A 20,367-nucleotide genomic window follows, 5' to 3' on the forward strand; every position below is an offset into this window, starting at 1 on the left:
GCTAAGAAGTTGCTTGAGGTACTGGGTTGCATTGATAATAGTCATGGCTTCGGGCGTGTCGGTTTTTTTTGCGATTAAATCAGATCACAAACGAAGCCTTTTTTCTATCTATTTCAATTGGTTGTAGCTAAAGATCCTGTACATGTCCAGACACTAGTCCCTACTCCACTGTGGAGGAGATAGTGTTGTAACTATGTGAATCGCCAACAGCTTTGTAGACTCCTCTACACTTTTATCTTGCAACCAGTACCAGAACCATCAAAAGTGCACTATCGTACACTTTTAATTGCTGTTTGCTCTTACCATGAGTTAAGGTGTAACAACCTACACTTTTTTTCGTGATCATGATGGCAGACGCATCGTTGCAAACCGGCCCGAAAGCACTGGATCCCGCCTCGCTGGGGCTGGCGATCCGCGAGAGACGCAAAGCCGCCAGGATGACCCAGGAGGTGACGGCCTCACTGTGCGGTATCTCCAAGAAGACCCTGATCAAGATTGAAAAAGGGGGGGATGTCTACCTCTCGACCCTGTTGCAGGTGATGAAGGCGCTGGGGCTGCGCTTGCAACTGGTGCAGGAAATGGGCTCACAGGTAGCGAGCGGCAACAGCCAACCCGAGGTCGGTGATGATGGGTGGTTCTGAGCACCATCGGCTGGAACTTCGGCTGGGTAACCAGCTGATCGGCCATCTCGAATATGACTCCAGCCGGGATGCGTTTCAGCTCGGCTATACACCTGAGTGGCAGGCGCGTGGCTTCCCGCTCTCCCCGCCGCTGGCGCTGGATGGTTCGGCCAGCAGCGCCCAGATCCGGGCGTATCTCGGCAACTTGCTGCCTGAAAATCGCGGGCTGGAGCACCTGATTGAGGCGCTCTCCGTTTCGCGCAGCAATCTCTTTGCCCTGATCCACGGCATCGGTCGCGATGTCTCAGGGGCGGTCACCTTTACCCTGCCCGCAGAGCCCGACGTCCCCACCCATTTTCGCCCCATCACCCCGAAAGAGCTGTTGCTGCGCCTCGATCAGCCCGAGATCTGGCCGCTGGAAGTCTGGGATGGTCGCCCCCGCCTCTCGGTTGCGGGCGTGCAGGCCAAGCTCAACCTGCTGCGACTCGAGGGGACGCTGGGATTTGGCGAGGGCGAGCTCTGTTCCACCCACCTCCTCAAGTTCGAGCATCACCCTCATCTGGTGATCAATGAGTTCGTGACCATGCGACTGGCCGCACTGCTGGGCATGCCGGTGGCGCGGGTCGAACTGCACAGGGTCGGCCAAGGCGATAAGTCCCACCGAAGCTTGCTGGTGGAACGGTTCGATCGGCGCCTTGACGAGGATGGCTTGAGGGTGCGCCGTCGTCACATGATCGATGCCTGTCAGGGGCTGGGGTTTCCCGTCGCCCGAAAATATGAACGCAACTTCGGTGACGGGCGGGACGTGGCCCATATTCGGGAAGGGGTGAGCCTGCCACGGCTGTTCAGTCTCAGCGCCCTCTGTGTCAATCCGGCGCAGGCCAGACTGGACATGCTGCAATGGCTGCTCTTCAACCTCTGCGTCAACAACCACGATGCCCACGGCAAGAACTACAGCTTCTTCGTATCAAAAGCAGGGCTGATGCCCACCCCCTGGTACGATCTGGTCAATGTGGGGCTTTACCCCGAGTTCAACCAGCATCTGGCCATGGCCATAGGCGACGAGTTTGCTCCCGAGGCGGTCAACGCATGGCAGTTGCTGGAGATGGCCGAGGCATGCGAGCTGCCCAAACGCCTGTTGCAGCAGACCTTGCACAAGATGGCCAGCGACATACTGCATCAGCTTGATGCCGCCATCGCCCTGGTTGAGACAGACAATCCCGCCGAGCTGGCTTATCTGGCACGTTACAGAGACGACGTTGAGCACCGTTGCCACCATTTTCAGGCGCAGGCGACGCTGTTGCCCGAGCTGCAACTGTAGCCAGACCTAGTCCCCCCCATGGGACGCAACCCAGCCTTGAGCCCATGACGGGCATTGCCTACAATGACCCACTTTTTATCACACTCAGGTAAATAAAATGAGCGACAACAAACCTGCACTGCCCGACCGTCTGGCGGCCAACCCGCGCAGCCCGCACCATGTGGCGGAGTGCTTCCAGCACGAGATCGGCATTCGCGTGAACGGCAAGGAGCGCACCAATGTCGAGGAGTACTGCATCAGCGAAGGTTGGGTGAAGATCCCCTCCCCCAAGGCCAAGGATCGCTACGGCAACCCCATGCTGATCACCGTCAAGGGCACCGTCGAGGCTTTCTACGCCTAAGCGGCCCTGACCGCGCGCCCCGCCGGGCCCGCCGCCATGCTGTTCAGAACACCGGCCTTGCGCCGGTGTTCTGCTGTTGAGGGCGGCCCAGGGTTACAGGCGCCTCTCTTTCATTGCTCTCTGTTGCCTTCCTGTTTCTTCCTTTCCCTCCCTTTCTTTCGCCTTTTCCTTTTCATCTGGGCCCTGAGCCGACAGGAGAGCCGCCTTTGGCATCCAGGCAGGGCGACACTCTTGTCATCCCTGCCGGTTTACCCAGACCATCACCGCATCACTCACCCTCGGGAGCGCGACTTGCCGCCCTGCCAGCGTTGCAGCGCAGCCCCCGCCAGCACCAGCAGGATGCCGAGCAGATCACTTGCGGCCAGCCGTCCGGCCAGGGCATCGAGCAGTGCGCCTCCCGCCAGCTGGCCCGTGACGATGAGCAGGGCGCAGGCCAGGGCGCCGATCCGGCCGATGGCCCAACTGCTGATGGCGACGAACAGCGCCCCCAGCACCCCGCCGAGCAGCAGCCAGGGATCGAGCCCGGCGAGCCGCTCCCAGGGTGCCCCTTTGAGGATGAGCAGGACGCCGAGCAGCCCGAAGCCGAGCAGGTGGTTGGCCAGCGACGCCGTCATGGCGCCCCGGGCGCTGGCGAGGCGGCCATTGAGGGTGCGCGACAGGCTCACCGCCACGCCGTTCAGCAGTCCCAGCAGGATCAATAGGGTCATGGTGTCTCTCCTAACGCAGCACGATAAGCAGTGCGCCGGCCATCACCAGCAGGGCGGCGAGCGCGTCTTTTCCCGAGGGGCGGCGGCGAGCCAGTCCGAGCCAGCCGAGGCCATCGCAGGCCAGGGTGCCCGCCATGCCGAGGGGCGAGTTGAGGCACAGGGCCGCCAGTACCACGGTGAGCGCCCCCGGCAGACCGCCGAGCCAGGCCCAGAGCGGGGCCGCCTCCGGCGTCGGGGGCCTTGGGGAGAGCCACCACAGGAGCCCGGCCACCAGGCTGCCGACCCCGTGGGCCAGCCAGCTCGCGAGCCAGGGGTCGGTGGCGCGGGACAGGGCGCCGTTCTGGGCGATCATCAGCGCCAGTAGCAGGCCGGCGGCGAAGGCGGCCAGGGCACCCAGGGTCTGGCCAAGTGTCTGGCCGAGGGCGGGGCGGCCGGGGCCGCGGTCAACAAGCGGGGGGATCATGGGGTTGCTCCTTGGTTGAACTGACGAGCAGGGTAAATTGTTTTTGATTTGGGGATAATCTACCCTTCTGGAACAACATTGTTTCCATATCGAGAACAACATGAACCAGGAAGCCTTCGCCCTGCTCCCCGCCTTCGTCGCCGTGGTGGAGTCGGGCACCTTCTCCGGCGCCGCCCGTCAGCTCGGCCTCAGCAAGTCGGTGCTGAGCAAGAAGGTGAGCCAGCTCGAGCAGGCCCTCGGCTGCCAGCTCCTCTATCGCACCACCCGTTCCCTCACCCTCACCGAGGCGGGGGAGCGCTACTTCGAGACGGTGCGCCATGCAGTGCGCCTGGCCAGCGACGGGGAAGATGCCATCGGCGCCCTGCAATCGGCCCCCCGCGGCCTGCTGCGGGTGACGGTGCCCATGGTCTATGGCCGGCGCCACATCGCCCCCCTTGTCCCCGAGTTTCTCGCCCTTCACCCCGAGGTGCAGTTGCAGCTGGAGATGAGCGACGCCCGGCAGGATCTGGTGGCCGAGGGGTTCGACGTGGCGGTGCGCATCGGCGAGCTGGAGGATTCGAGCCTGGTCGCCCGCCGCCTCGCCCCCTGTCTCAGCACCCTGTGCGCCGCCCCCGCCTACCTGGCGCAGGCCGGCACGCCCCGCACCCCGGCGGATCTCGAGCGCCACAACTGCCTCTTCTACTCCCTGTTTCGCGGCGGCACCCAGTGGCGGCTGCACGGGCCCGAAGGAGAGGTGGCCATCACCCCCAGGGGCAATTTCGAGGTCAACAACAGCGATGCCATCCACACCGCGCTGCTGGCGGGACTTGGCATCGGCAACATGCCGGACTTCATCGTGGCGCGGGATCTCGCCATCGGGCGGCTGGTGCCCGTCCTGCCAGACCATGCCCTGCCCGAGCACGGCATCTGGTGCGTCTATCCCAAGCGCCGCCACCTGCCCGCCAAGGTGGAGGCCTGGCTGGCCTTCCTGCAGGCGCGTCTGGGGCTGCGCTGAGGGGGGCCATCGGGATAACCGGAACGGTTCACGTTTTTTTCATCGGGAAGGGAGTAGAGTAAGCAGCAAACCAAGCATCTGTTTTTATTGGAAAAGCATTCAGGGGACGAGCCAAGGCATCGCGCCCCGCACCCCAGAGGGAGCCCCATGATGAAGAAAACCGCGATTGCCCTGACCCTCACCAGCCTGCTGACGCTGCCGCTCGTTGTCTCATCCGATGCCTGGGCCGCCCCGGTGCGCTCCCTGCAAAAGGAGCAGAATTACGAGCAGTTCATCAGCAAGCGCCAGGTGGTGGATCAGCTGCTGGCAGACGCCGCCCGCATCTTCCACTCCCCCGCCCGGGTCTCCGATGCGGGCTTCACCGCCAAGATGCCGAGCAACATGGAGCAGGTGACCACCCTGCTGCTGGAGGCCCACCAGCTCGAGCCCTATCGCACCGATCTGCTTATCTCGGCGGCCAACGCCCAGATCTACAACGGCAACGTGGACAGGGCCATCGCCCTGTTCGAGCAGGCCCTCACCGCCGCCCCGGACGATCTGGACATCAACACCTATCTGGCCACCTGGCAGCGCTTCAAGGGCAACCAGGCCAAATCCGATGGCTATCTCAAGCGGGTCGGCGAGCTCAATGCCGGTCGCGCCGCCGACTTGCAGCGACTGTTCGCCACCGTGGACAGGATGGTCGCCACCCCCCTCAAGGAGCGTCAGGGACGGGGCGAGAAGAAGGGGCGCCGCGCCATCGTCACCCTGGGCTATGCCCTCAATCCCGATGGCTCCATGCACGACATCCTGCTGAGACGCCTCGAGACCACCCGCGCCCTGGCCCAGGCCGATCCGGCGGCCCTCGTCATCCTCACCGGCGGCGTGCCCCAGAACCGCCAGACCGAGGGCAAGCTGATGGCGGACTGGCTGGCGAAAAAGGGCATCGACCGCTCCCGCATCATCGAGGAGAACTACGCCACCAGCACGGTGGAGAACGCCCTCTACAGCGGCTATGCCCTCGCCCGCCACGAGATTGAGTTCGCCACCCTGGTGAGCTCGGCGAGCCATGTGCGCCGGGGCCAGACCCTGCTGGAAATCGCCTGTTGGCAGAGCGGCCCGGCGAACATCCGCATCGACAGCGTCGCCTACCCGGACAAGCCCCTCTCGGCCCTGGCCAAGGCAAGCCCGGAGGAGCTGCTTGGCATCTACCGGGACGCCCTGCGCACCTATGGCCTGTGGAGCTACCGCTCGGCCCCGCTGGTGGAGCGCTGATCCCCCGGCCCCGCCACCCTGGCGGGGCCTTTTCCTCCCTTCCCCCTACCAGTCACTGCCCCCCTCTGCCCTCCCTGTTGGCCTACCCCCGCACGCACCTGCCGGCCCCTGGGGGCCGACCCTTGGCCCCTTGCGTCAGCCACCCGATAGACGGCGGGTGAGCAAGCTATCCACTTTCTGGCATATCTCAATCAGATCATTGATTTACCGTTCTTTTTCTAAGAACCAAACGGCATGAGAACACCCTTCTCGTTCCTTCGCCCCCGGGGATGTTCAGATAAAGATGTGGCTTCCAACACCCCCAACAAGGAAGTGCATCATGACAGCAAAAGGCATCTCTCTGTGGCTCGCGGCCTCCATGCTGCTCGGCCAGTCCGCCCAGGCCCTCGACGTCACCGTGGCCTACCAGACCTCCGCCGAACCCGCCAAGGTGGCCCAGGCCGACAACAGCTTCGCCAGGGAGAGCGGCGCTACCGTGGATTGGCGCAAGTTTGACAGCGGCGCCAGCGTGGTACGGGCGCTCGCCTCCGGCGACGTGCAGATAGGCAACATCGGCTCCAGCCCCCTGGCAGTGGCGGCGAGCCAGAACCTGCCCATCGAGGTGTTCCTGCTCGCCTCCAAGCTCGGGGAATCCGAGGCCCTGGTGGTGAAGCAGGGGCTCGAAAAACCCGAGGATCTCGCGGGCAAGCGCATCGCCGTGCCCTATACCTCCACCACCCACTACAGCCTGCTGGCGGCCCTCAAGCACTGGAACGTCGACCCCGCGACGCTGCAGATCGTCAACCTGCAACCACCGACCATCATCGCCGCCTGGCAGCGGGGCGACATCGACGGCGCCTATGTCTGGGCCCCCGCCCTCAACCAGCTCACCAAGGAGGGCAAGGTGCTGACCGACTCCGCCCAGGTGGGTGACTGGGGGGCGCCGACCCTGGACGTCTGGGTGGTGCGCAAGGACTTTGCCAAGGCCCACCCCGAAGTGGTGCAGGCCTTCGTGAACAGCACCCTGGCCGCCCAGCGCGACTACCTGGCCAACCCCGACGGCTGGCTCACCAAGCCGGACAACCTCGCCAAGCTGGCCAAGCTGAGCGGCGTTCCCGAGGCGGACGTTCCCGCGCTGGTGAAGGGTAACACCTACCTCGATGCGAAGGCCCAGAGCGCCGAGCTCGGGCGCCTCGTCAACCAGACCATCATCGACACCGCCCGCTTCCTCGAGAGCCAGGGCAAGGTCGCGAACGCCGCCTCGGACTACCGCCAGTTCGTGACCGATCGCTTCGTGAAAGCCGTGGCCCAGTAAATCCAAGGAGACGACCATGCTGCAGCTCTCTCATGTGTCCGCCGAGTACGCCGGCAGGCGGGTGCTCGACAACATCAACCTCTCCCTGTCCGAGGGGGGGCTGATGGTGGTGCTGGGGCCCTCGGGCTCGGGCAAGACGACCCTCCTCAACCTGGTGGCGGGCTTCGAGCCTTGCCACCACGGCCAGATAAGCCTTGAGGGCAAGCCGGTCACCGGCCCCGGCGCCGAGCGCGGCGTGGTGTTCCAGAGCGAGGGGCTGCTGCCCTGGCGAAACGTGCGAGACAACGTGGCACTCGGCCTGCAGCTGGCGGGCGTGCCCAGTGCCGAACGCACCGAACAGGCCCGGGCACTGCTGCGTCAGGTGGGGCTGGAGGGGGCCGGCGATCGCGCCATCTGGCAGCTCTCCGGCGGCCAGCGCCAGCGGGTCGGCATCGCCCGGGCCCTGGCCACCCAGCCCCGCCTGCTCCTGCTGGACGAGCCCTTCGGCGCCCTGGACGCCTTCACCCGGGAGCAGATGCAGACTCTGCTGCTGCGCCTGTGGCACGAGCACCGGCGTCAGGTGATGCTCATCACCCACGACATCGAGGAGGCCATCTTCATGGCCACCGATCTGGTGCTGCTCTCCCCCTCCCCCGGGCGGGTGACGGAGCGGATGACCCTGGATTTCGGTCGCCGCTTCGCCGCCGGGGAGCCCTGCCGCAGCATCAAGTCCGATCCGGCCTTCATCGAGCGCCGTGAATACGTGCTGGAACGGGTGTTCGCAGAGCGGGAGGCCTTTGCATGACTCTCGCCCTCGCCCGGCAACGGGATGTCACCCACACACGGGCAGCGGGCTGGCCCCTGCCCCGCCGTCTGACCCTGAGCCTCGCCACCCTGATCGTGCTGCTGGCCCTGTGGTGGCTGGTGGCCCACTTCGGCTGGGTCGATCCCCTGTTCCTGCCGCCCCCACAGCGGGTGCTGGCACAGCTCATCACCATCGCAGGCCCAACGGGCTTTATGGATGCCACCCTGTGGCAACACCTGGGGGCCAGCCTGGGGCGCATCCTGGTGGCGCTCGCTGCCGCGGCGTTCTTTGGCATCACGGTGGGCATCGCCATGGGGCTCTCCCCCACGGTGCGCGGCGTGCTGGATCCCCTCATCGAGCTCTACCGCCCGGTGCCGCCGCTCGCCTACCTGCCACTCATGGTGATCTGGTTTGGCATCGGCGAGACCTCCAAGGTGCTGCTCATCTATCTGGCCATCTTCGCGCCCGTGGCCCTGGCGACCCTGGCGGGGGTGCAGAGCGCCAACGCGGTGCGAGTGCGGGCAGCGCAGGCGCTGGGCGCATCCCGGTCCCAGGTGCTCTGGCACGTGATCCTGCCAGGGGCCCTGCCGGACATCCTGACCGGGCTGCGCATCGGGCTCGGGGTGGGCTGGTCCACCCTGGTGGCGGCCGAGCTTATCGCCGCCACCAGGGGGGTGGGCTTCATGGTGCAATCCGCCGGCGAGTTTCTCGCCACCGACGTGGTGCTGGCGGGCATCCTGGTGATCGCCCTGATCGCCTTCGTACTGGAACTGGGACTGCGCGCCCTGCAGCGCAGGCTCACCCCCTGGCATGGAGAAGGACAATTAGCCACAGGCTGACCTCTTTCCTTCGCCCCCCTTTCCTATTGGTATCGGGCCTTCACGCCCCCAGACATGGAGCAAGACCATGACCGACAAGTTGACCATTACCCCCCTCGGCCCCCACATCGGCGCCGTCATCGCCGGCGTCAATCTGGCCGAGCCCCTGAGCCAGGGGCAGTTCGAGCAGCTCCATCGCGCCCTGCTCAAATACCAGGTGCTGTTCTTTCGCAACCAGCCCATCACCCCGCGAGCCCAGCGGGCGCTGGCGAACCGTTTCGGGGATCTGCACATCCACCCCGTCTACCCCCACACGGAGGAGGCCGAGGAGATCATCGTGCTCGATACCCACGATGACAATCCGCCGGACAACGACAACTGGCACACCGACGTGACCTTTATCGAGACGCCCCCGGCACTGGCCATTCTGGCCGCCAAGCAGCTGCCCCCCACCGGGGGGGACACCCTCTGGGCCAGCGGCATCGCGGCGCTGGCGGCCCTCTCCCCGCCTCTGCAAACCCTGCTGGCAGGGCTGGAAGCCGAGCACGACTTCACCAAGTCCTTCCCGGCCCATCGCCATGATGACAGCGAGGAGGCGCGCCAGCGCTGGCAGGCGGCCGTGGCCCGTCACCCGCCCCTGCGCCACCCGGTGATCCGCACTCATCCGGTGAGCGGCCGTCAGGCCCTGTTCGTCAACGAGGGGTTCACCACCCGGCTGCCCGGGCTGCCCCCCAAAGAGAGCGAGGCCCTGCTCGGCTTTCTGTTCGAGCACATCACCCGCCCCGAGTTCCAGGTGCGCTGGCGCTGGCAGGAGAACGACATCGCCATCTGGGACAACAGGGTGACCCAGCACTATGCCAATGCCGACTACCTGCCGGCCCGCCGGGTGATGCACAGGGCCACCATTCTCGGGGACAAGCCCTTCTGGCGCCCGGGCTGAACATCCCCCATGGAGAGCGACCATGAGATAACGCCCAGCAAAAAGCCCGCCGGCTGGCGCAATGCTGTTCAGATAAGCACTTTTTTGACTGATTATTCATAAATTGGATTTGAGTTGAGGGGGCAAGGCTGTGTCCAGTCGATCTTCCTCCAGCCTTTATCCAGCGGGGCTTGCAATAGAAAGAGGGAGGCATCATGCCTCCCTCGATTTTTTGTCCTGATACTACGTGGACTGGAACTCAAATTCTCTTAAGTGAACAGCATTGCGCCGGCTGGCGGGCTTTTTCATCATCTGACGGGCCTGGGTGTTGCTATCGGCCCTTGCGCTCCGGCCACCAGGGTGAAGCCCCGATGGCCGGTCTCAGCCCTTGAGCTCCAGCACGGTGGTGAAGCCTCCGAAGATCATGCGGGCGCCATCAAACGGCATGGTCTGGTGCAGGGGATTGGCGGGGTCCATCCTGGGGTCCTGCATCATCTTGCCCATGGCGTCGTCCCGCACCGCCTTGCTCGGCCACTCCACCCAGGAGAAGACCACGGTTTCATCCTCCCTGGCCGCCACCGCCCGATAAAAGTCGGTCTGCTTGCCGTGAGGCACGTCGTCCCCCCAGCACTCCAGCACCCGGGTGGCGCCGTATTCGAGGAAGATGGGGTCAAACTGCCCCGCATGATCGATCAGGGCCTGCTTGTTGGCCGTCGGCACGGCGAGCACGAATCCGTCCACGTATGACATCAGAGGTTCCTCCTGTGAGTGAGGATCTCAGCATAGCAGCCGCCCATCAGCCCGCGCTCTGCGCCGCCCCGCGCAGCCCGCCATCACAAAGAGACCAGCCGCTCCAGATCGCTGCGGGTCAGGCGCTTGCTGTCCACCTTCACGTAGAGGGAGTGCTCCTCGCGCACCAGCAGCACGTCGCTTACCCCCTCGCAGGCGCGGATCCGCTGCTCCAGGGCCGGGGTGGCCTCGACCCCTTCCGGCAGCACGATGCGCAGGCTGCTCACATAAGGGGGCTCGGCCATGGTGAGGCTCACCCCGAGCCAGGCGAGGGCCAGGGCGGCGCAACCGCCAAACACCAGGGGGCCGCCCCCCAGGCTGTAGAGCAGGCCGCCGAGACTGCCGCCGATGGCGACCCCGAGGAACTGACTGGTGGAGTAGACCCCCATGGCGGTGCCCTTGTAGCCCGGCGGGGACTCCTTGCTGATGAGAGACGGCAGCAGCGCCTCCATCACGTTGAAGCCGATGAAGAAGAGCTGCAACCCGGCGAGCAAACCCCACAGCTGCTGGCCGCTCTGCCAGAGCACCAGCTCGGCGGCCAGCATCACCACCACGCACCCGATGAAGACCCGCTTCATCTGGCGGTGCTTCTCGGCATAGATGATGAAGGGCACCACGCTGACGAAGGCGATCAGCATGGTGACCAGATAGGCCTGCCACTGGCTGTCACGGGGCAGGCCCGCACGTTCCAGCAGGGGCGGCAGGGCCACGAAGCTCGACATCAGCAGGGTGTGGACGCAGAGGATGCCGAGGTTGAGTTTGAGCAGGCGAGGGTTGGTGAGCACGGTACGAAAGCTGCCTCGCACCATGGCGGACTCGCGATTTTGCAGGTGTGCCGCCGGGGTCGGCACCACCCAGAGCACCATGGCGATGGAGGCCAGGGCCAGCAGGGCGATGAGCCAGAAGAGGCCGGACAAGCCCAGGGCATGGGTGATGAGGGGGCCGGTCACCATGGCGATGGCGAAGGTGATGCCAAAGCTCACCCCGATGAAGGCCATCGCCTTGGTGCGATTCTGCTCCCGGGTGAGATCCGACAGGAGCGCCATGACGGCGGCGGAGATGGCGCCGCTCCCTTGCAGGGCGCGCCCGACGATGACCCCCCAGATGGCGTCGCTCAGGGCGGCGATGACGCTGCCAAGGGCAAACATCAGCAGGCCGCCAACGATGAGGGGCTTGCGCCCCACCTTGTCGGAGAGCAGGCCGAAGGGGATCTGGAACAGGGCCTGGGTCATGCCGTAGATGCCGATGGCAAGCCCGATGAGCGCCTCGGAGGCGCCCGCCAGGGACATGCCGTAGGTGGTCAGCACCGGCAGCACCATAAACATGCCGAGCATGCGCAGCGAGAAGACGGAGCCGAGCGCCCAGGTCGCGCGTCGCTCGCCCCTCGTCATGGTGAAATCATTCATGAGGGCCTCGATGAGTCAAAAAGAAGAGAGAAAGAAAGGGGTGACAGGCGCCCGGCCGCCCCGAAAAATCGGCGATGCCCCTCGCAGGGCGGCGCCCATAATAGCAGAGCCGGGAAGATTCCCGGCTCTGGATTTCATGCATTTCAGGGGTGCAGTTCACACTATCAGGGCAGCATGCTCACCAATACAGGCGCTGCGTCCGGCTGGAAGTCCACCGACATCATCACGCTCAGGCAAGTGAAGATGATGACGACGATGGAGAACATGTCAGCTCCAGCGTCAGGGCAGCATGCTCACCAGCACCGGCGCTGCGTCCGGCTGGAAGTCCACCGACATCATCACGCTCAGGCAAGTAATGGTGACGATGGAGAACATGAACAGCTTGCGCGCCCAGAGGGAGTCGTCCACCGCCGCCTTGTAGCCCGACAGCGCCATCCCCAGCCACCAGACGCTCACCGCGGTGGCCACCACCAGATACTTGTAACCGGCGTAGCCGCCGAGGAACAGCATCAGGGTCGGCACCATGAACGCCAGGATGTAGAGGGTGATGTGGAGCTTGGCCACCGGGATCCCCTTCACCACCGGCAGCACCGGGATGTTGGCGGCCTGGTAGTCCTTGAAGCGGAAGATGGCGATCGCATAGGAGTGCGGCATCTGCCACAGGCTGAAGATCGCCAGCAGGATCAGGGCCCCCGAGTCGAACTGCCCGCTCACCGCGCAGTAGCCGATGACCGGCGGCGCGGCGCCGGAGAGGCTGCCGACCAGGGTGCCATAGACCGAGTGGCGCTTCATGTAGAGGCTGTAGATCCCCACATAAACCAGGAAGCCCAGCACCGCCAGCAAGGCGGCCAACGGATTGGCCGCAAAGTAGAGCAGTGCAATGCCCGCAACGCCCAGCGCCGTCGCATACCAGAGGGAGACACCGGGGGCGATGAGCCCCCGCACCAGGGCACGGTTCTTGGTGCGCTCCATGATGCAGTCGATGTCCCGGTCGATGTAGTTGTTGAACACGCAACCGGAGGCCACCACCAGTGACACCCCCACCATGGTCAGGATGAACAGGGGCACATCCAGGCTCCCCTTCGAGGCCAGCAGGAATCCCCCGATAACCGAGATGAGGTTGCCGAAGATGATGCCCGGCTTGGTCACTTGCAGGTATTGCTTCATCATCATCAACCCGCTCAGTGAACCATCATGTTGATGTTGAGGTTGTACATGATCCACAGGGAACCCACGACCACGATGGCGATGATGAGCACGGTAAAGACCAGTGCCACCAGGTTCCAGCGCTCCTCGGAGGAGGTGTTCATGTGCAGGAAGTAGATCAGGTGCACGAAGATCTGCACCACCGCCATGCCGACCACGGTGCCGAGCACCATGGCATGGGAAGCGGAGCCGTCCATCACCATCCAGAACGGGATTGCGGTCAGGATGAGTGACAGCACGAAGCCTGTCATGTAGGACTTGACGCTGCCGTGGCTGGCGCCGTGATTGTCAACGGAATGACTCATTACATGACCCCCATCAGATAGACCACGGTGAAGACGCAGATCCATACCACGTCGAGGAAGTGCCAGAACAGGCTCAGGCACATCAGGCGCGTGCGGTTGCGCTCGGTCAGCCCCTTCTTGCTAATCAGTACCATCATCACGATGATCCAGATAAGGCCGCTGGTCACGTGGATACCGTGGGTCCCCACCAGGGTGAAGAAGGCAGAGAGGAAGCCGCTGCGATCCGGGCCCGCCTCGTGCACGATCAGGTGATGGAACTCATAGATTTCCATCGCGATGAAGCCGGCACCCAGCAGGAAGGTGACGAACAGCCAGGTGTTGACCGCCGCGACCTTGTTCTTGTTCATGGCCAGCATGCCGAACCCGAAGGTGATGGAGCTCAGCAGCAGCAGCATGGTTTCGGCGAACACGAACGGCAGTTCGAAGATGTCCTTGCCGGTGGGGCCGCCGGCAGTGCCGTTGACCAGGACCGCATAGGTCGCGAACAGGGTCGCGAACAGGATGCAGTCACTCATCAGGTAGATCCAGAAACCGAATACCTTGGTGGCACCGGCATCGTGGTGCCCATCCTCATGGGCACCGTGAGAGTGATGTAGTACGTCAGTCGCCATGGAATTAAGCCACCTTGTTGATGTTGTCGAAATGCTGACCTTCGATGCGCTCGATCTCGTCAACCTGTACGTAGTAGTCCACATCGTCGTTGAAGCTGTGGATGATCCAGGTGGCGATCATGCCGATGAAGCCGGCGATGGCCATCCACCAGATGTGCCAGATCATGGCAAAGCCGAACACCACGCTGAAGGCGGCGATGATGACACCGGCACCGGAGTTCTTCGGCATGTGAATGGGGGCATACTGGGCAGGCTTCTTGTAAGCGCTGCCGTCAGCCTTGGCTTCCCAGAAGGCGTCCAGACCGGTGACCTTCGGCTCGATGGCGAAGTTGTAGAACGGCGGCGGAGAGGACGTCGCCCACTCCAGGGTACGGCCACCCCAGGGATCGCCGGTCAGGTCGCGGTTCTTCTCGCGGTCGCGGATGCTGACCACGATCTGGATGACCTGGCACAGCACGCCCAGGGCAATCAGACCGGCGCCGCAGGCTGCGACCACCAGCCAGCCGTGGAACTCGGGATCGATGTTCTGGCTGACACGACGGGTCATGCCCATGAAGCCCAGCACGTAGAGCGGCATGAAGGCCACGAAGAAGCCGGTGATCCAGCACCAGAAGGCACGCTTGCCCCAGACGTCATCCAGCTTGAAGCCGAACGCTTTCGGGAACCAGTAGGTGATACCGGCGAAGCAGCCGAACACCACGCCGCCGATGATGACGTTGTGGAAGTGGGCGATGAGGAACAGGCTGTTGTGCAGCACGAAGTTGGCGGCCGGCACGGAGAGCAGTACCCCGGTCATGCCACCCACGGTGAAGGTGATGATGAAGCCGACGGTCCACAGCATGGGCGAGGTGAACTCGATGCGACCGCGGTACATGGTGAACAGCCAGTTGAAGATCTTCACCCCGGTCGGGATGGAGATGATCATGGTGGTGATGCCGAAGAAGGCATTCACGTTGGCGCCGGACCCCATGGTGAAGAAGTGGTGCAGCCAGACGATGAACGACAGCACGGTGATTGCCACGGTCGCCCACACCAGGGAGGTGTAACCGAACAGCTTCTTCTTGCAGAAGGTCGCTACCACTTCGGAGAAGATCCCGAACACCGGCAGCACCAGGATGTACACCTCGGGGTGACCCCAGGCCCAGATCAGGTTGATGTACATCATCATGTTGCCACCCATGTCATTGGTAAAGAAATGGGTACCCAGGTAGCGGTCTGCGGTGAGCAGGGCGATGGTGACGGTCAGGATCGGGAAGGAGGCGATGATCAGGATGTTGGCACACAGGGCGGTCCAGGTGAAGACCGGCAGGCGCATCATGGTCATGCCAGGGGCACGCATGCGGATGATGGTGGCGAAGAAGTTCACGCCGGTCAGCAGGGTCCCCAGACCCGAAATCTGCAGACTCCATATCCAGTAATCGACCCCGACCCCGGGACTGAACTCCAGCCCCGATAAGGGCGGATAGGCCAGCCAGCCGGTCTGGGCGAATTCACCGACCCCGAGGGAGACGTTGATCAGCACCACGGCCGCGGCGGTGAACCAGAAGCTCAGGTTGTTCAGGAAGGGGAAGGCCACGTCACGGGCACCGATTTGCAGCGGCACCACGATGTTCATCAGACCGATCACCAGCGGCATGGCCACGAAGAAGATCATGATGACGCCGTGGGCGGTGAAAATCTGGTCGTAGTGATGGGCGTTCAGGTAGCCTTCGCCACCCCCGGAGGCGATGACCTGCTGGCCACGCATCAGCACGGCGTCGGCAAAGCCACGCAGCAGCATGACCATGCCCAGAATGAGATACATGATACCGAGGCGTTTGTGGTCGACCGAGGTCAGCCACTCTTTCCACAGGTATTGCCACTTGCCGTAGTAAGTGATGAGACCGGCGATGGCCAGGCCCCCCAGAATGATACCGGCTATCGTGACCATGATGATGGGTTCATGGTACGGAATAGCCTCGAGTGTCAATTTTCCAAACATCGATTATTCCTCGGATCCTGCTTTCACACTCTTGTCGGCCGACATGGCCATGTGTCCGGCATGGGCGTCATGGTTCATGGCCTGGTTCTCCATGGCGTCCTCTTGCGAGGCCTCATGGTTCATCCCTTCGTGGTCCATGGCACCCGCTTTCGGGGCGGCGTCATGGTTCATGGCCTCGTGGTTCATGCCCTCGTGATCCGCGGAGCCCGCAGCCGGGGTGGCGTGACCACCATGGGACATGCCGCCCATGAACTTGTTGATGATGTTGACGAACAGCTTGGGATCGGCGCTGGCGAAGTACTCCACCGGGTGGTTTTCGCTCTTCTTGGCCAGGGCATTGAACTCATCCATGGTGCTCAGGGCCTTGGAAGAGGCCTTCACCTTGGCTACCCAGGCGTCGAAACCGGCTTGGTCCTGGGTCGCGATGGCCTTGAACTTCATGCCGGAGAAACCGGCACCGCTGTAACCGCCGGAGATGCCCTTGTACTCGCCCGCTTCGTTGGCAATCAGGTGCAGCTTGGTCTGCATGCCGGCCATGGCGTAGATCTGGCCGCCCAGTTGCGGGATGAAGAAGGAGTTCATCACGGTGTCGGAGGTCACCCGGAAGTTGACCGGGGTGTTGACCGGGAAGGCCAGCTCGTTGACCGACGCAATGCCCAGCTCCGGATAGACGAACAACCACTTCCAGTCCAGGGAAATGACATCCACCTGAACCGGTTTGACGTCCGATTCTAGCGGCTTGTAGGGGTCGAGGGAGTGGGAAGTTTTCCAGGTGATCACCGCCAGGATGACGATGATGATGACGGGTACAGTCCAGACGACTGCCTCAATCTTGTTGGAGTGGGCCCAGTCCGGCGCATAGGTGGCACTTGTGTTGGACGCCCGGTATTTGTAGGCGAACGCCACCGCCATGACAATCACGGGCACCACCACGATCAGCATCAAGCCGAGTGCGGTGAGTATCAGTGACTTCTGCTCCACACCGACCTGCCCCTTGGGGCTCATCAGTGCCATGTCGCAGCCACTCAGCAAGCTGGCGGTCGCGAGCAGCAGCAAAGCGCCCAAGCCCCTCTTCACATCAAAGAGTCTCATGCAATGTCCTCATCTTTTGAAGGCTTATTGGTATAAAAAAATGCAGCATTTTATTGCATCAGACCAGCATGTGAACAACATGAAAAATTAATCCCAAAAATGTTCAAAAGGTGATGGAAAGCGGTATCAGATGTTAATCCCTTGACAATGACCAATTTATTCAAGTTACACCGCGGCAATTCATCTTCCGTTAATCTTTCGCGCCACCAAAAGTGACCACCAATTAACCAAAAAGATCCATCTGGTCTGTTTTTAACCCGCCATTGCGATCAAAAAAGAGCCATACAGCCCCTTTTCGACTCACAGGTCATTTCTCCACACCTTGATCTGGATGGGTATTTTTCGGGGAAGATTAAAAAAATAATTAATCAAACGAATGTGTGATTAACTTCCCGTCCCCCGACAACGGTCGCAACCCCTGGCGCCAGAAGGCACACTTCGTAACAAAACGGGCCCTTGTGCGGGTCCGTTGACAATCGTTTTCTCTCCCTCACTCGGAGTCGGAGTCAGGAGTGATCGTGTTCCATCCGGGTCGCCACGGCGATCCGGTTCCAGGCGTTGATGGTGACCACCTGCATCAGACACTGGGCTAGCAGGGTTTCCCCCAGTTGGGCCAGCGCCGCCTAATAGGTCTGCACCGTGAGCCCCTTGTCGGCGATCAGGGTCACCTCGTCGGTCAGGGCCAGCACCGCCCGCTCCCGGGCGTCGAACAGCGGCGACTCCTGCCAGGCGGCCAGCGCCAGCAGACGCTGGGCGCTCTCCCCGTGCTTCATCGCCACGTCGGAGTGCATCTCGATGCAGTAGGCGCAGCCGTTGATCATGGACCCCGGATGGGGCGGTGAGCTGATTGTTCACTTTTTCATTTTTGATTAGAATATCGTCATAACCTGCAACAGTTTTGCGTTTATCGCAAAGGTTAATCCATGCTGGATCGCATCCGCATCCTGGCCCAGGTGGTGGAATCGGGCAGTTTCTCCCGTGCCGCCCGCGCCCTCAACCAGGCCCCCTCCTCCGTGACCCGTGCCATCGACGCCCTGGAGCAGCAGCTCGGGATCCCGCTCTTCAAGCGCAGCACCCGCCAACTGGTGCTGACCGAGCAGGGCGCCTATTTTCTCGCCCGCTCCCTGCCCCTGCTGGAGGAGGCGGATCAGCTGGTGCAATCCCTGCAACCCCTCTCGGTGGCGCCAGAGGGGCCGCTGCGGGTCTCGGTGTTCGAGAGCTTCGGCGCGTCCTGGCTCTCTCCCCGCCTGCCCGACTTCCTCGCCCGCTACCCCGGGGTGCGCCTGGAGGCTGCGCTGGACAACCGCATGGTGGATCTCGATGCCGAGAACGTGGACGTGGCGGTGCGCATCGGCAAGCCCGCCGACAGCAGCCTGCACACTCGTCATCTGCTCACCAACCGCTCGCTGCTGGTCACCTCCCCCGCCTATCTGGCCCGCCATGGCGAACCCGCCCATCCCGCCGAGCTGGCCCACCACAACTGCCTCATTCGCGGCCATGGGCGCCAACGCCAGCACTGGTACTTCCAGCAGGGCACGGAGCGCGAGAAGGTGGCGGTGCAGGGCAACCTCGCCTCGGTCGGGGGCACGCCCCTGCTCTGCGCCGCCCTCGCGGGGTCCGGCGTGCTGCTGCTGTCGAGTTGGATGGTGCAGCAAGGCATCGACGAGGGCACCCTGCTGCCGCTGCTGCCAGAGTGGCTCGCCTCCCCCTACGAGGATCGCCAGGACGAGATCCACGCGGTGTTTCGTGGCGGCCGCTTCCTCAAACCCCAGACCCGCGCCTTCATCGACTTTCTGGTCGAGGCGATCAGGCCCCTGCAAGGGCCGCGCTGACCGCAACAGAGCCTCCTGGCGAAACGCTGAAAACGCAGACGCCGGGCACAGGGCCCGGCGTCTGGAAATGAGGGTCGCCACGGCGACCGCTCAGCGTGATTTTCGCCCGTCAGGGCTTGGGGAGAGCCCCCGGTAATCCCCGTAGGGGAAGATGTTGCGCAGGCGCTGGGCCACGGGCTCGGGGATGGAGCGGGAGAAGACCAGCCTCACCCCGTTGCCGTCCCGCAGGCCCAGGATGCGTCCGCGCACCGGCTCATGGTGCAGGATCTGGGTCGCCTGGGTCACAAAGCGCGGCGGCACCGAGCCCCGCTTCACCACCACCTTGCCCGGCGCGAGCCGGACCTCGAAAAGGGCGCCGCGCCCCAGCGTCATCAACCACCCGATCAGGGCTATCGCCACCAACAGAGACAACCAGGCCATTGCGTCTTCCTCCCGTCAACCCGATATTCGCCAGTATAACCGGGGGCGCCTCACCATGACCCGGCCGCCATCACGCTTTCACTCACTGCCGGGCCTTATCGGCGCCCCTTGCCCCAGGCCACCAGGGTATCCCGATAGAGGGCGAGCAAGGCCTGATCCCGCACCGCGACCCCGACCTGCTGGGCCGGGCAGTCGGCCCACTCGTCATGGGGATGGCGGGTGTCGTCAAATTTTTGCAGGGTATGGCCGATGGCGGGCCCCTCGGTGATGACCCGCACCGGCCCCTTGCGCAGGGTGAACAGCGCAGGATCGATCACATAGGCGATGGCGGAGGGATCGTGCACATGGCACCCCGCCATGCCGATGCGCTCGGAATAGAAGCGCAGGTAGAAGCGGCTGACATCCCACAGGAAGCGGCCCGGCTCCCCCGCATCGTCCCGCAGGGCATCCAGATAGTCGGCGGTGAAGATGCTCTGCTGGGTGACGTCGAGCCCGATGATCACCAGGGGCCAGGGGGCGGTGAAGACCCGGTCCGCCGCATCGGGATCGTCGTGGATATTGGCCTCGGCATAGGGGGTCACGTTGCCGCGATGGCCGTTGACGCCAAAGGCACCGCCCATCACGACCACTTCTTTCACCAGGGCGGCTACTTCGGGGGCCGCCTCGAGCGCCAGCGCCAGGTTGGTGAGGGGACCGATGGTCACCAGGGTGATCTCGCCGGGATGGGCCTTCACCGTCTCGACGATGTATTGCCAGGCCGGGCGGGGATCCGGGATGAGGGTCACCTCCCCCGCCTGGACGTCGCCAAAGCCGCTCGGGCCGTGCACCACCGTCGTCGGCCCCACGGGCTCGCGCAGCAGCGGCGCGGCGGCGCCCCGGGCCACGTCCGCCTTCATGCCATATTTTTGCTTGAGCCAGAGGGCGTTGCGGGTGCCATTTTCGATGGTGGCATTGCCAAACACCGTGGTGATGGCGAGCAATTCGATGGCAGGGTGCGCCTCGGCAAACAGAATGGCCATGGCATCGTCGATGCCGGGATCGGTATCCAGAATGATCTTGTGGGTCTTGACATCCTCCCCCACCTTAGCGCTTCGCGTCACAGGAGGGGGATCCCCATTACTGGGTGATAGCTGCTCGCGCAGTACCGGGTTCCTGCTTCATCGGGCGGCCTGATTGCACCACGCCTCCACAGGCTAAAACGGCGTGTCCCG

Annotated in this window: 21 protein-coding genes and 2 pseudogenes; 10 read left to right on the top strand and 13 right to left on the bottom strand. The window is 63.5% G+C overall.

All coding sequences use genetic code 11. The features are described 5' to 3' along the window. Positions 1-347 precede the first annotated feature (347 nt). The 3 genes from MUW49_RS08360 to MUW49_RS08370 all read left to right on the top strand — a co-directional run bounded on the left by MUW49_RS08360 (position 348) and on the right by MUW49_RS08370 (position 2,281). A complete protein-coding gene (locus tag MUW49_RS08360; RefSeq protein WP_223917222.1) occupies positions 348-641 on the top strand; it encodes a helix-turn-helix domain-containing protein in 294 nt (97 codons plus the stop codon). Continuing rightward, the gene (locus MUW49_RS08365; protein WP_201985066.1) at positions 625-1,941 is read left to right on the top strand and encodes a HipA domain-containing protein; all 1,317 of its coding nucleotides are present in this window, start codon (positions 625-627) and stop codon (positions 1,939-1,941) included. Before MUW49_RS08360 ends, MUW49_RS08365 begins: the two co-directional genes overlap by 17 nt. A 97-nt stretch (positions 1,942-2,038) precedes the next feature. After that, a complete protein-coding gene (locus MUW49_RS08370; protein ID WP_005302916.1) occupies positions 2,039-2,281 on the top strand; it encodes a DUF3297 family protein in 243 nt (80 codons plus the stop codon). A gap of 272 nt (positions 2,282-2,553) precedes the next feature. Here the strand turns inward: MUW49_RS08370 and MUW49_RS08375 are convergent, their stop codons facing one another. Together MUW49_RS08375 and MUW49_RS08380 are read right to left on the bottom strand one after the other, a co-directional pair. Then, complete coding sequence (locus tag MUW49_RS08375) at positions 2,554-2,988, bottom strand: DMT family transporter (protein WP_113736103.1); 435 nt, start codon at positions 2,986-2,988, stop codon at positions 2,554-2,556. Between the two features lie 10 nt (positions 2,989-2,998). Beyond that, positions 2,999-3,451: a DMT family transporter gene (locus MUW49_RS08380; protein ID WP_210600782.1), complete on the bottom strand. Its 453-nt coding sequence runs from the start codon at positions 3,449-3,451 to the stop codon at positions 2,999-3,001. Positions 3,452-3,551: 100 nt separating this feature from the next. Here MUW49_RS08380 and MUW49_RS08385 point away from each other — a divergent pair, with 100 nt between their 5' ends. From MUW49_RS08385 to tauD, 6 genes are all read left to right on the top strand, one after another. Continuing rightward, the gene (locus MUW49_RS08385; protein ID WP_039039201.1) at positions 3,552-4,445 is read left to right on the top strand and encodes a LysR family transcriptional regulator; all 894 of its coding nucleotides are present in this window, start codon (positions 3,552-3,554) and stop codon (positions 4,443-4,445) included. A 150-nt stretch (positions 4,446-4,595) separates the two neighbouring features. Continuing rightward, on the top strand, positions 4,596-5,699 hold the full coding sequence (locus MUW49_RS08390) for a YdcF family protein (protein WP_223918439.1): 1,104 nt from the start codon (positions 4,596-4,598) through the stop codon (positions 5,697-5,699). 319 nt (positions 5,700-6,018) lie between these two features. Further along, positions 6,019-6,993, top strand: coding sequence for a taurine ABC transporter substrate-binding protein (gene tauA / locus MUW49_RS08395; protein WP_244812610.1), 975 nt, complete (start codon positions 6,019-6,021; stop codon positions 6,991-6,993). A 16-nt stretch (positions 6,994-7,009) separates the two neighbouring features. Then, on the top strand, positions 7,010-7,777 hold the full coding sequence (gene tauB / locus MUW49_RS08400; protein WP_244812611.1) for a taurine ABC transporter ATP-binding subunit: 768 nt from the start codon (positions 7,010-7,012) through the stop codon (positions 7,775-7,777). Further along, positions 7,774-8,616: a taurine ABC transporter permease TauC gene (tauC, locus tag MUW49_RS08405; RefSeq protein ID WP_244812612.1), complete on the top strand. Its 843-nt coding sequence runs from the start codon at positions 7,774-7,776 to the stop codon at positions 8,614-8,616. Before tauB ends, tauC begins: the two co-directional genes overlap by 4 nt. Positions 8,617-8,683: 67 nt before the next feature. Further along, complete coding sequence (tauD, locus tag MUW49_RS08410) at positions 8,684-9,535, top strand: taurine dioxygenase (RefSeq protein ID WP_043155533.1); 852 nt, start codon at positions 8,684-8,686, stop codon at positions 9,533-9,535. A 360-nt stretch (positions 9,536-9,895) separates the two neighbouring features. Here the strand turns inward: tauD and MUW49_RS08415 are convergent, their stop codons facing one another. From MUW49_RS08415 to MUW49_RS08455, 9 genes and pseudogenes are all read right to left on the bottom strand, one after another. Continuing rightward, a complete protein-coding gene (locus MUW49_RS08415; protein ID WP_010673687.1) occupies positions 9,896-10,264 on the bottom strand; it encodes a DUF1428 domain-containing protein in 369 nt (122 codons plus the stop codon). 83 nt (positions 10,265-10,347) lie between these two features. Next, positions 10,348-11,709 (bottom strand): MFS transporter, encoded by a 1,362-nt coding sequence (locus tag MUW49_RS08420; RefSeq protein ID WP_244812614.1) that lies wholly within the window; start codon positions 11,707-11,709, stop codon positions 10,348-10,350. A 164-nt stretch (positions 11,710-11,873) separates the two neighbouring features. Beyond that, positions 11,874-11,975: pseudogene (locus MUW49_RS08425) on the bottom strand (protoheme IX farnesyltransferase); the annotation flags it as partial. A 13-nt stretch (positions 11,976-11,988) separates the two neighbouring features. Then, on the bottom strand, positions 11,989-12,882 hold the full coding sequence (gene cyoE / locus MUW49_RS08430; RefSeq protein ID WP_119197460.1) for a heme o synthase: 894 nt from the start codon (positions 12,880-12,882) through the stop codon (positions 11,989-11,991). A gap of 8 nt (positions 12,883-12,890) precedes the next feature. Continuing rightward, on the bottom strand, positions 12,891-13,220 hold the full coding sequence (locus MUW49_RS08435) for a cytochrome o ubiquinol oxidase subunit IV (RefSeq protein ID WP_005327195.1): 330 nt from the start codon (positions 13,218-13,220) through the stop codon (positions 12,891-12,893). Beyond that, positions 13,220-13,867: pseudogene (locus MUW49_RS08440) on the bottom strand (cytochrome o ubiquinol oxidase subunit III); the annotation flags it as partial. The pseudogene MUW49_RS08440 and the gene MUW49_RS08435, both read right to left, overlap by 1 nt. Continuing rightward, positions 13,836-15,812, bottom strand: a complete 1,977-nt coding sequence (gene cyoB / locus MUW49_RS08445) for a cytochrome o ubiquinol oxidase subunit I (protein WP_041211612.1) — start codon at positions 15,810-15,812, stop codon at positions 13,836-13,838. The pseudogene MUW49_RS08440 and the gene cyoB, both read right to left, overlap by 32 nt. Positions 15,813-15,815: 3 nt before the next feature. After that, the gene (gene cyoA, locus MUW49_RS08450) at positions 15,816-16,904 is read right to left on the bottom strand and encodes a cytochrome o ubiquinol oxidase subunit II (RefSeq protein ID WP_244812615.1); all 1,089 of its coding nucleotides are present in this window, start codon (positions 16,902-16,904) and stop codon (positions 15,816-15,818) included. 623 nt (positions 16,905-17,527) lie between these two features. Next, positions 17,528-17,725, bottom strand: a complete 198-nt coding sequence (locus MUW49_RS08455; RefSeq protein WP_223917181.1) for a carboxymuconolactone decarboxylase family protein — start codon at positions 17,723-17,725, stop codon at positions 17,528-17,530. A 102-nt stretch (positions 17,726-17,827) separates the two neighbouring features. On the opposite strand from MUW49_RS08455, the gene MUW49_RS08460 reads away from it, so the two are divergent. Continuing rightward, a complete protein-coding gene (locus MUW49_RS08460; protein ID WP_052815582.1) occupies positions 17,828-18,736 on the top strand; it encodes a LysR family transcriptional regulator in 909 nt (302 codons plus the stop codon). Between the two features lie 90 nt (positions 18,737-18,826). On the opposite strand, the gene MUW49_RS08465 is transcribed toward MUW49_RS08460, so the two are convergent. Both MUW49_RS08465 and MUW49_RS08470 read right to left on the bottom strand, forming a co-directional pair. Continuing rightward, positions 18,827-19,156, bottom strand: a complete 330-nt coding sequence (locus tag MUW49_RS08465; protein ID WP_039039207.1) for a DUF3634 family protein — start codon at positions 19,154-19,156, stop codon at positions 18,827-18,829. A gap of 95 nt (positions 19,157-19,251) precedes the next feature. Further along, positions 19,252-20,238 carry a nucleoside hydrolase gene (locus MUW49_RS08470; RefSeq protein ID WP_080989979.1) on the bottom strand — a complete coding sequence of 329 codons (987 nt, stop codon included), beginning with the start codon at positions 20,236-20,238 and terminating at the stop codon, positions 19,252-19,254. Positions 20,239-20,367 lie beyond the last annotated feature (129 nt).

Source organism: Aeromonas sp. LsrichE-8G (genome assembly GCF_022869435.1).
GTDB classification, from domain to species: Bacteria; Pseudomonadota; Gammaproteobacteria; order Enterobacterales; family Aeromonadaceae; genus Aeromonas; species Aeromonas caviae.

Bases quoted from the DNA above. Each gene is read 5' to 3' on its own strand.
- MUW49_RS08360 (WP_223917222.1), top strand. From the start codon at position 348: ATGGCAGACGCATCGTTGCAAACCGGCCCGAAAGCACTGGATCCCGCC.
- MUW49_RS08365 (WP_201985066.1), top strand. From the start codon at position 625: ATGATGGGTGGTTCTGAGCACCATCGGCTGGAACTTCGGCTGGGTAAC.
- MUW49_RS08370 (WP_005302916.1), top strand. From the start codon at position 2,039: ATGAGCGACAACAAACCTGCACTGCCCGACCGTCTGGCGGCCAACCCG.
- MUW49_RS08375 (WP_113736103.1), bottom strand. From the start codon at position 2,988: ATGACCCTATTGATCCTGCTGGGACTGCTGAACGGCGTGGCGGTGAGC.
- MUW49_RS08380 (WP_210600782.1), bottom strand. From the start codon at position 3,451: ATGATCCCCCCGCTTGTTGACCGCGGCCCCGGCCGCCCCGCCCTCGGC.
- MUW49_RS08385 (WP_039039201.1), top strand. From the start codon at position 3,552: ATGAACCAGGAAGCCTTCGCCCTGCTCCCCGCCTTCGTCGCCGTGGTG.
- MUW49_RS08390 (WP_223918439.1), top strand. From the start codon at position 4,596: ATGAAGAAAACCGCGATTGCCCTGACCCTCACCAGCCTGCTGACGCTG.
- tauA (WP_244812610.1), top strand. From the start codon at position 6,019: ATGACAGCAAAAGGCATCTCTCTGTGGCTCGCGGCCTCCATGCTGCTC.
- tauB (WP_244812611.1), top strand. From the start codon at position 7,010: ATGCTGCAGCTCTCTCATGTGTCCGCCGAGTACGCCGGCAGGCGGGTG.
- tauC (WP_244812612.1), top strand. From the start codon at position 7,774: ATGACTCTCGCCCTCGCCCGGCAACGGGATGTCACCCACACACGGGCA.
- tauD (WP_043155533.1), top strand. From the start codon at position 8,684: ATGACCGACAAGTTGACCATTACCCCCCTCGGCCCCCACATCGGCGCC.
- MUW49_RS08415 (WP_010673687.1), bottom strand. From the start codon at position 10,264: ATGTCATACGTGGACGGATTCGTGCTCGCCGTGCCGACGGCCAACAAG.
- MUW49_RS08420 (WP_244812614.1), bottom strand. From the start codon at position 11,709: ATGAATGATTTCACCATGACGAGGGGCGAGCGACGCGCGACCTGGGCG.
- cyoE (WP_119197460.1), bottom strand. From the start codon at position 12,882: ATGATGATGAAGCAATACCTGCAAGTGACCAAGCCGGGCATCATCTTC.
- MUW49_RS08435 (WP_005327195.1), bottom strand. From the start codon at position 13,220: ATGAGTCATTCCGTTGACAATCACGGCGCCAGCCACGGCAGCGTCAAG.
- cyoB (WP_041211612.1), bottom strand. From the start codon at position 15,812: ATGTTTGGAAAATTGACACTCGAGGCTATTCCGTACCATGAACCCATC.
- cyoA (WP_244812615.1), bottom strand. From the start codon at position 16,904: ATGAGACTCTTTGATGTGAAGAGGGGCTTGGGCGCTTTGCTGCTGCTC.
- MUW49_RS08455 (WP_223917181.1), bottom strand. From the start codon at position 17,725: ATGATCAACGGCTGCGCCTACTGCATCGAGATGCACTCCGACGTGGCG.
- MUW49_RS08460 (WP_052815582.1), top strand. From the start codon at position 17,828: ATGCTGGATCGCATCCGCATCCTGGCCCAGGTGGTGGAATCGGGCAGT.
- MUW49_RS08465 (WP_039039207.1), bottom strand. From the start codon at position 19,156: ATGGCCTGGTTGTCTCTGTTGGTGGCGATAGCCCTGATCGGGTGGTTG.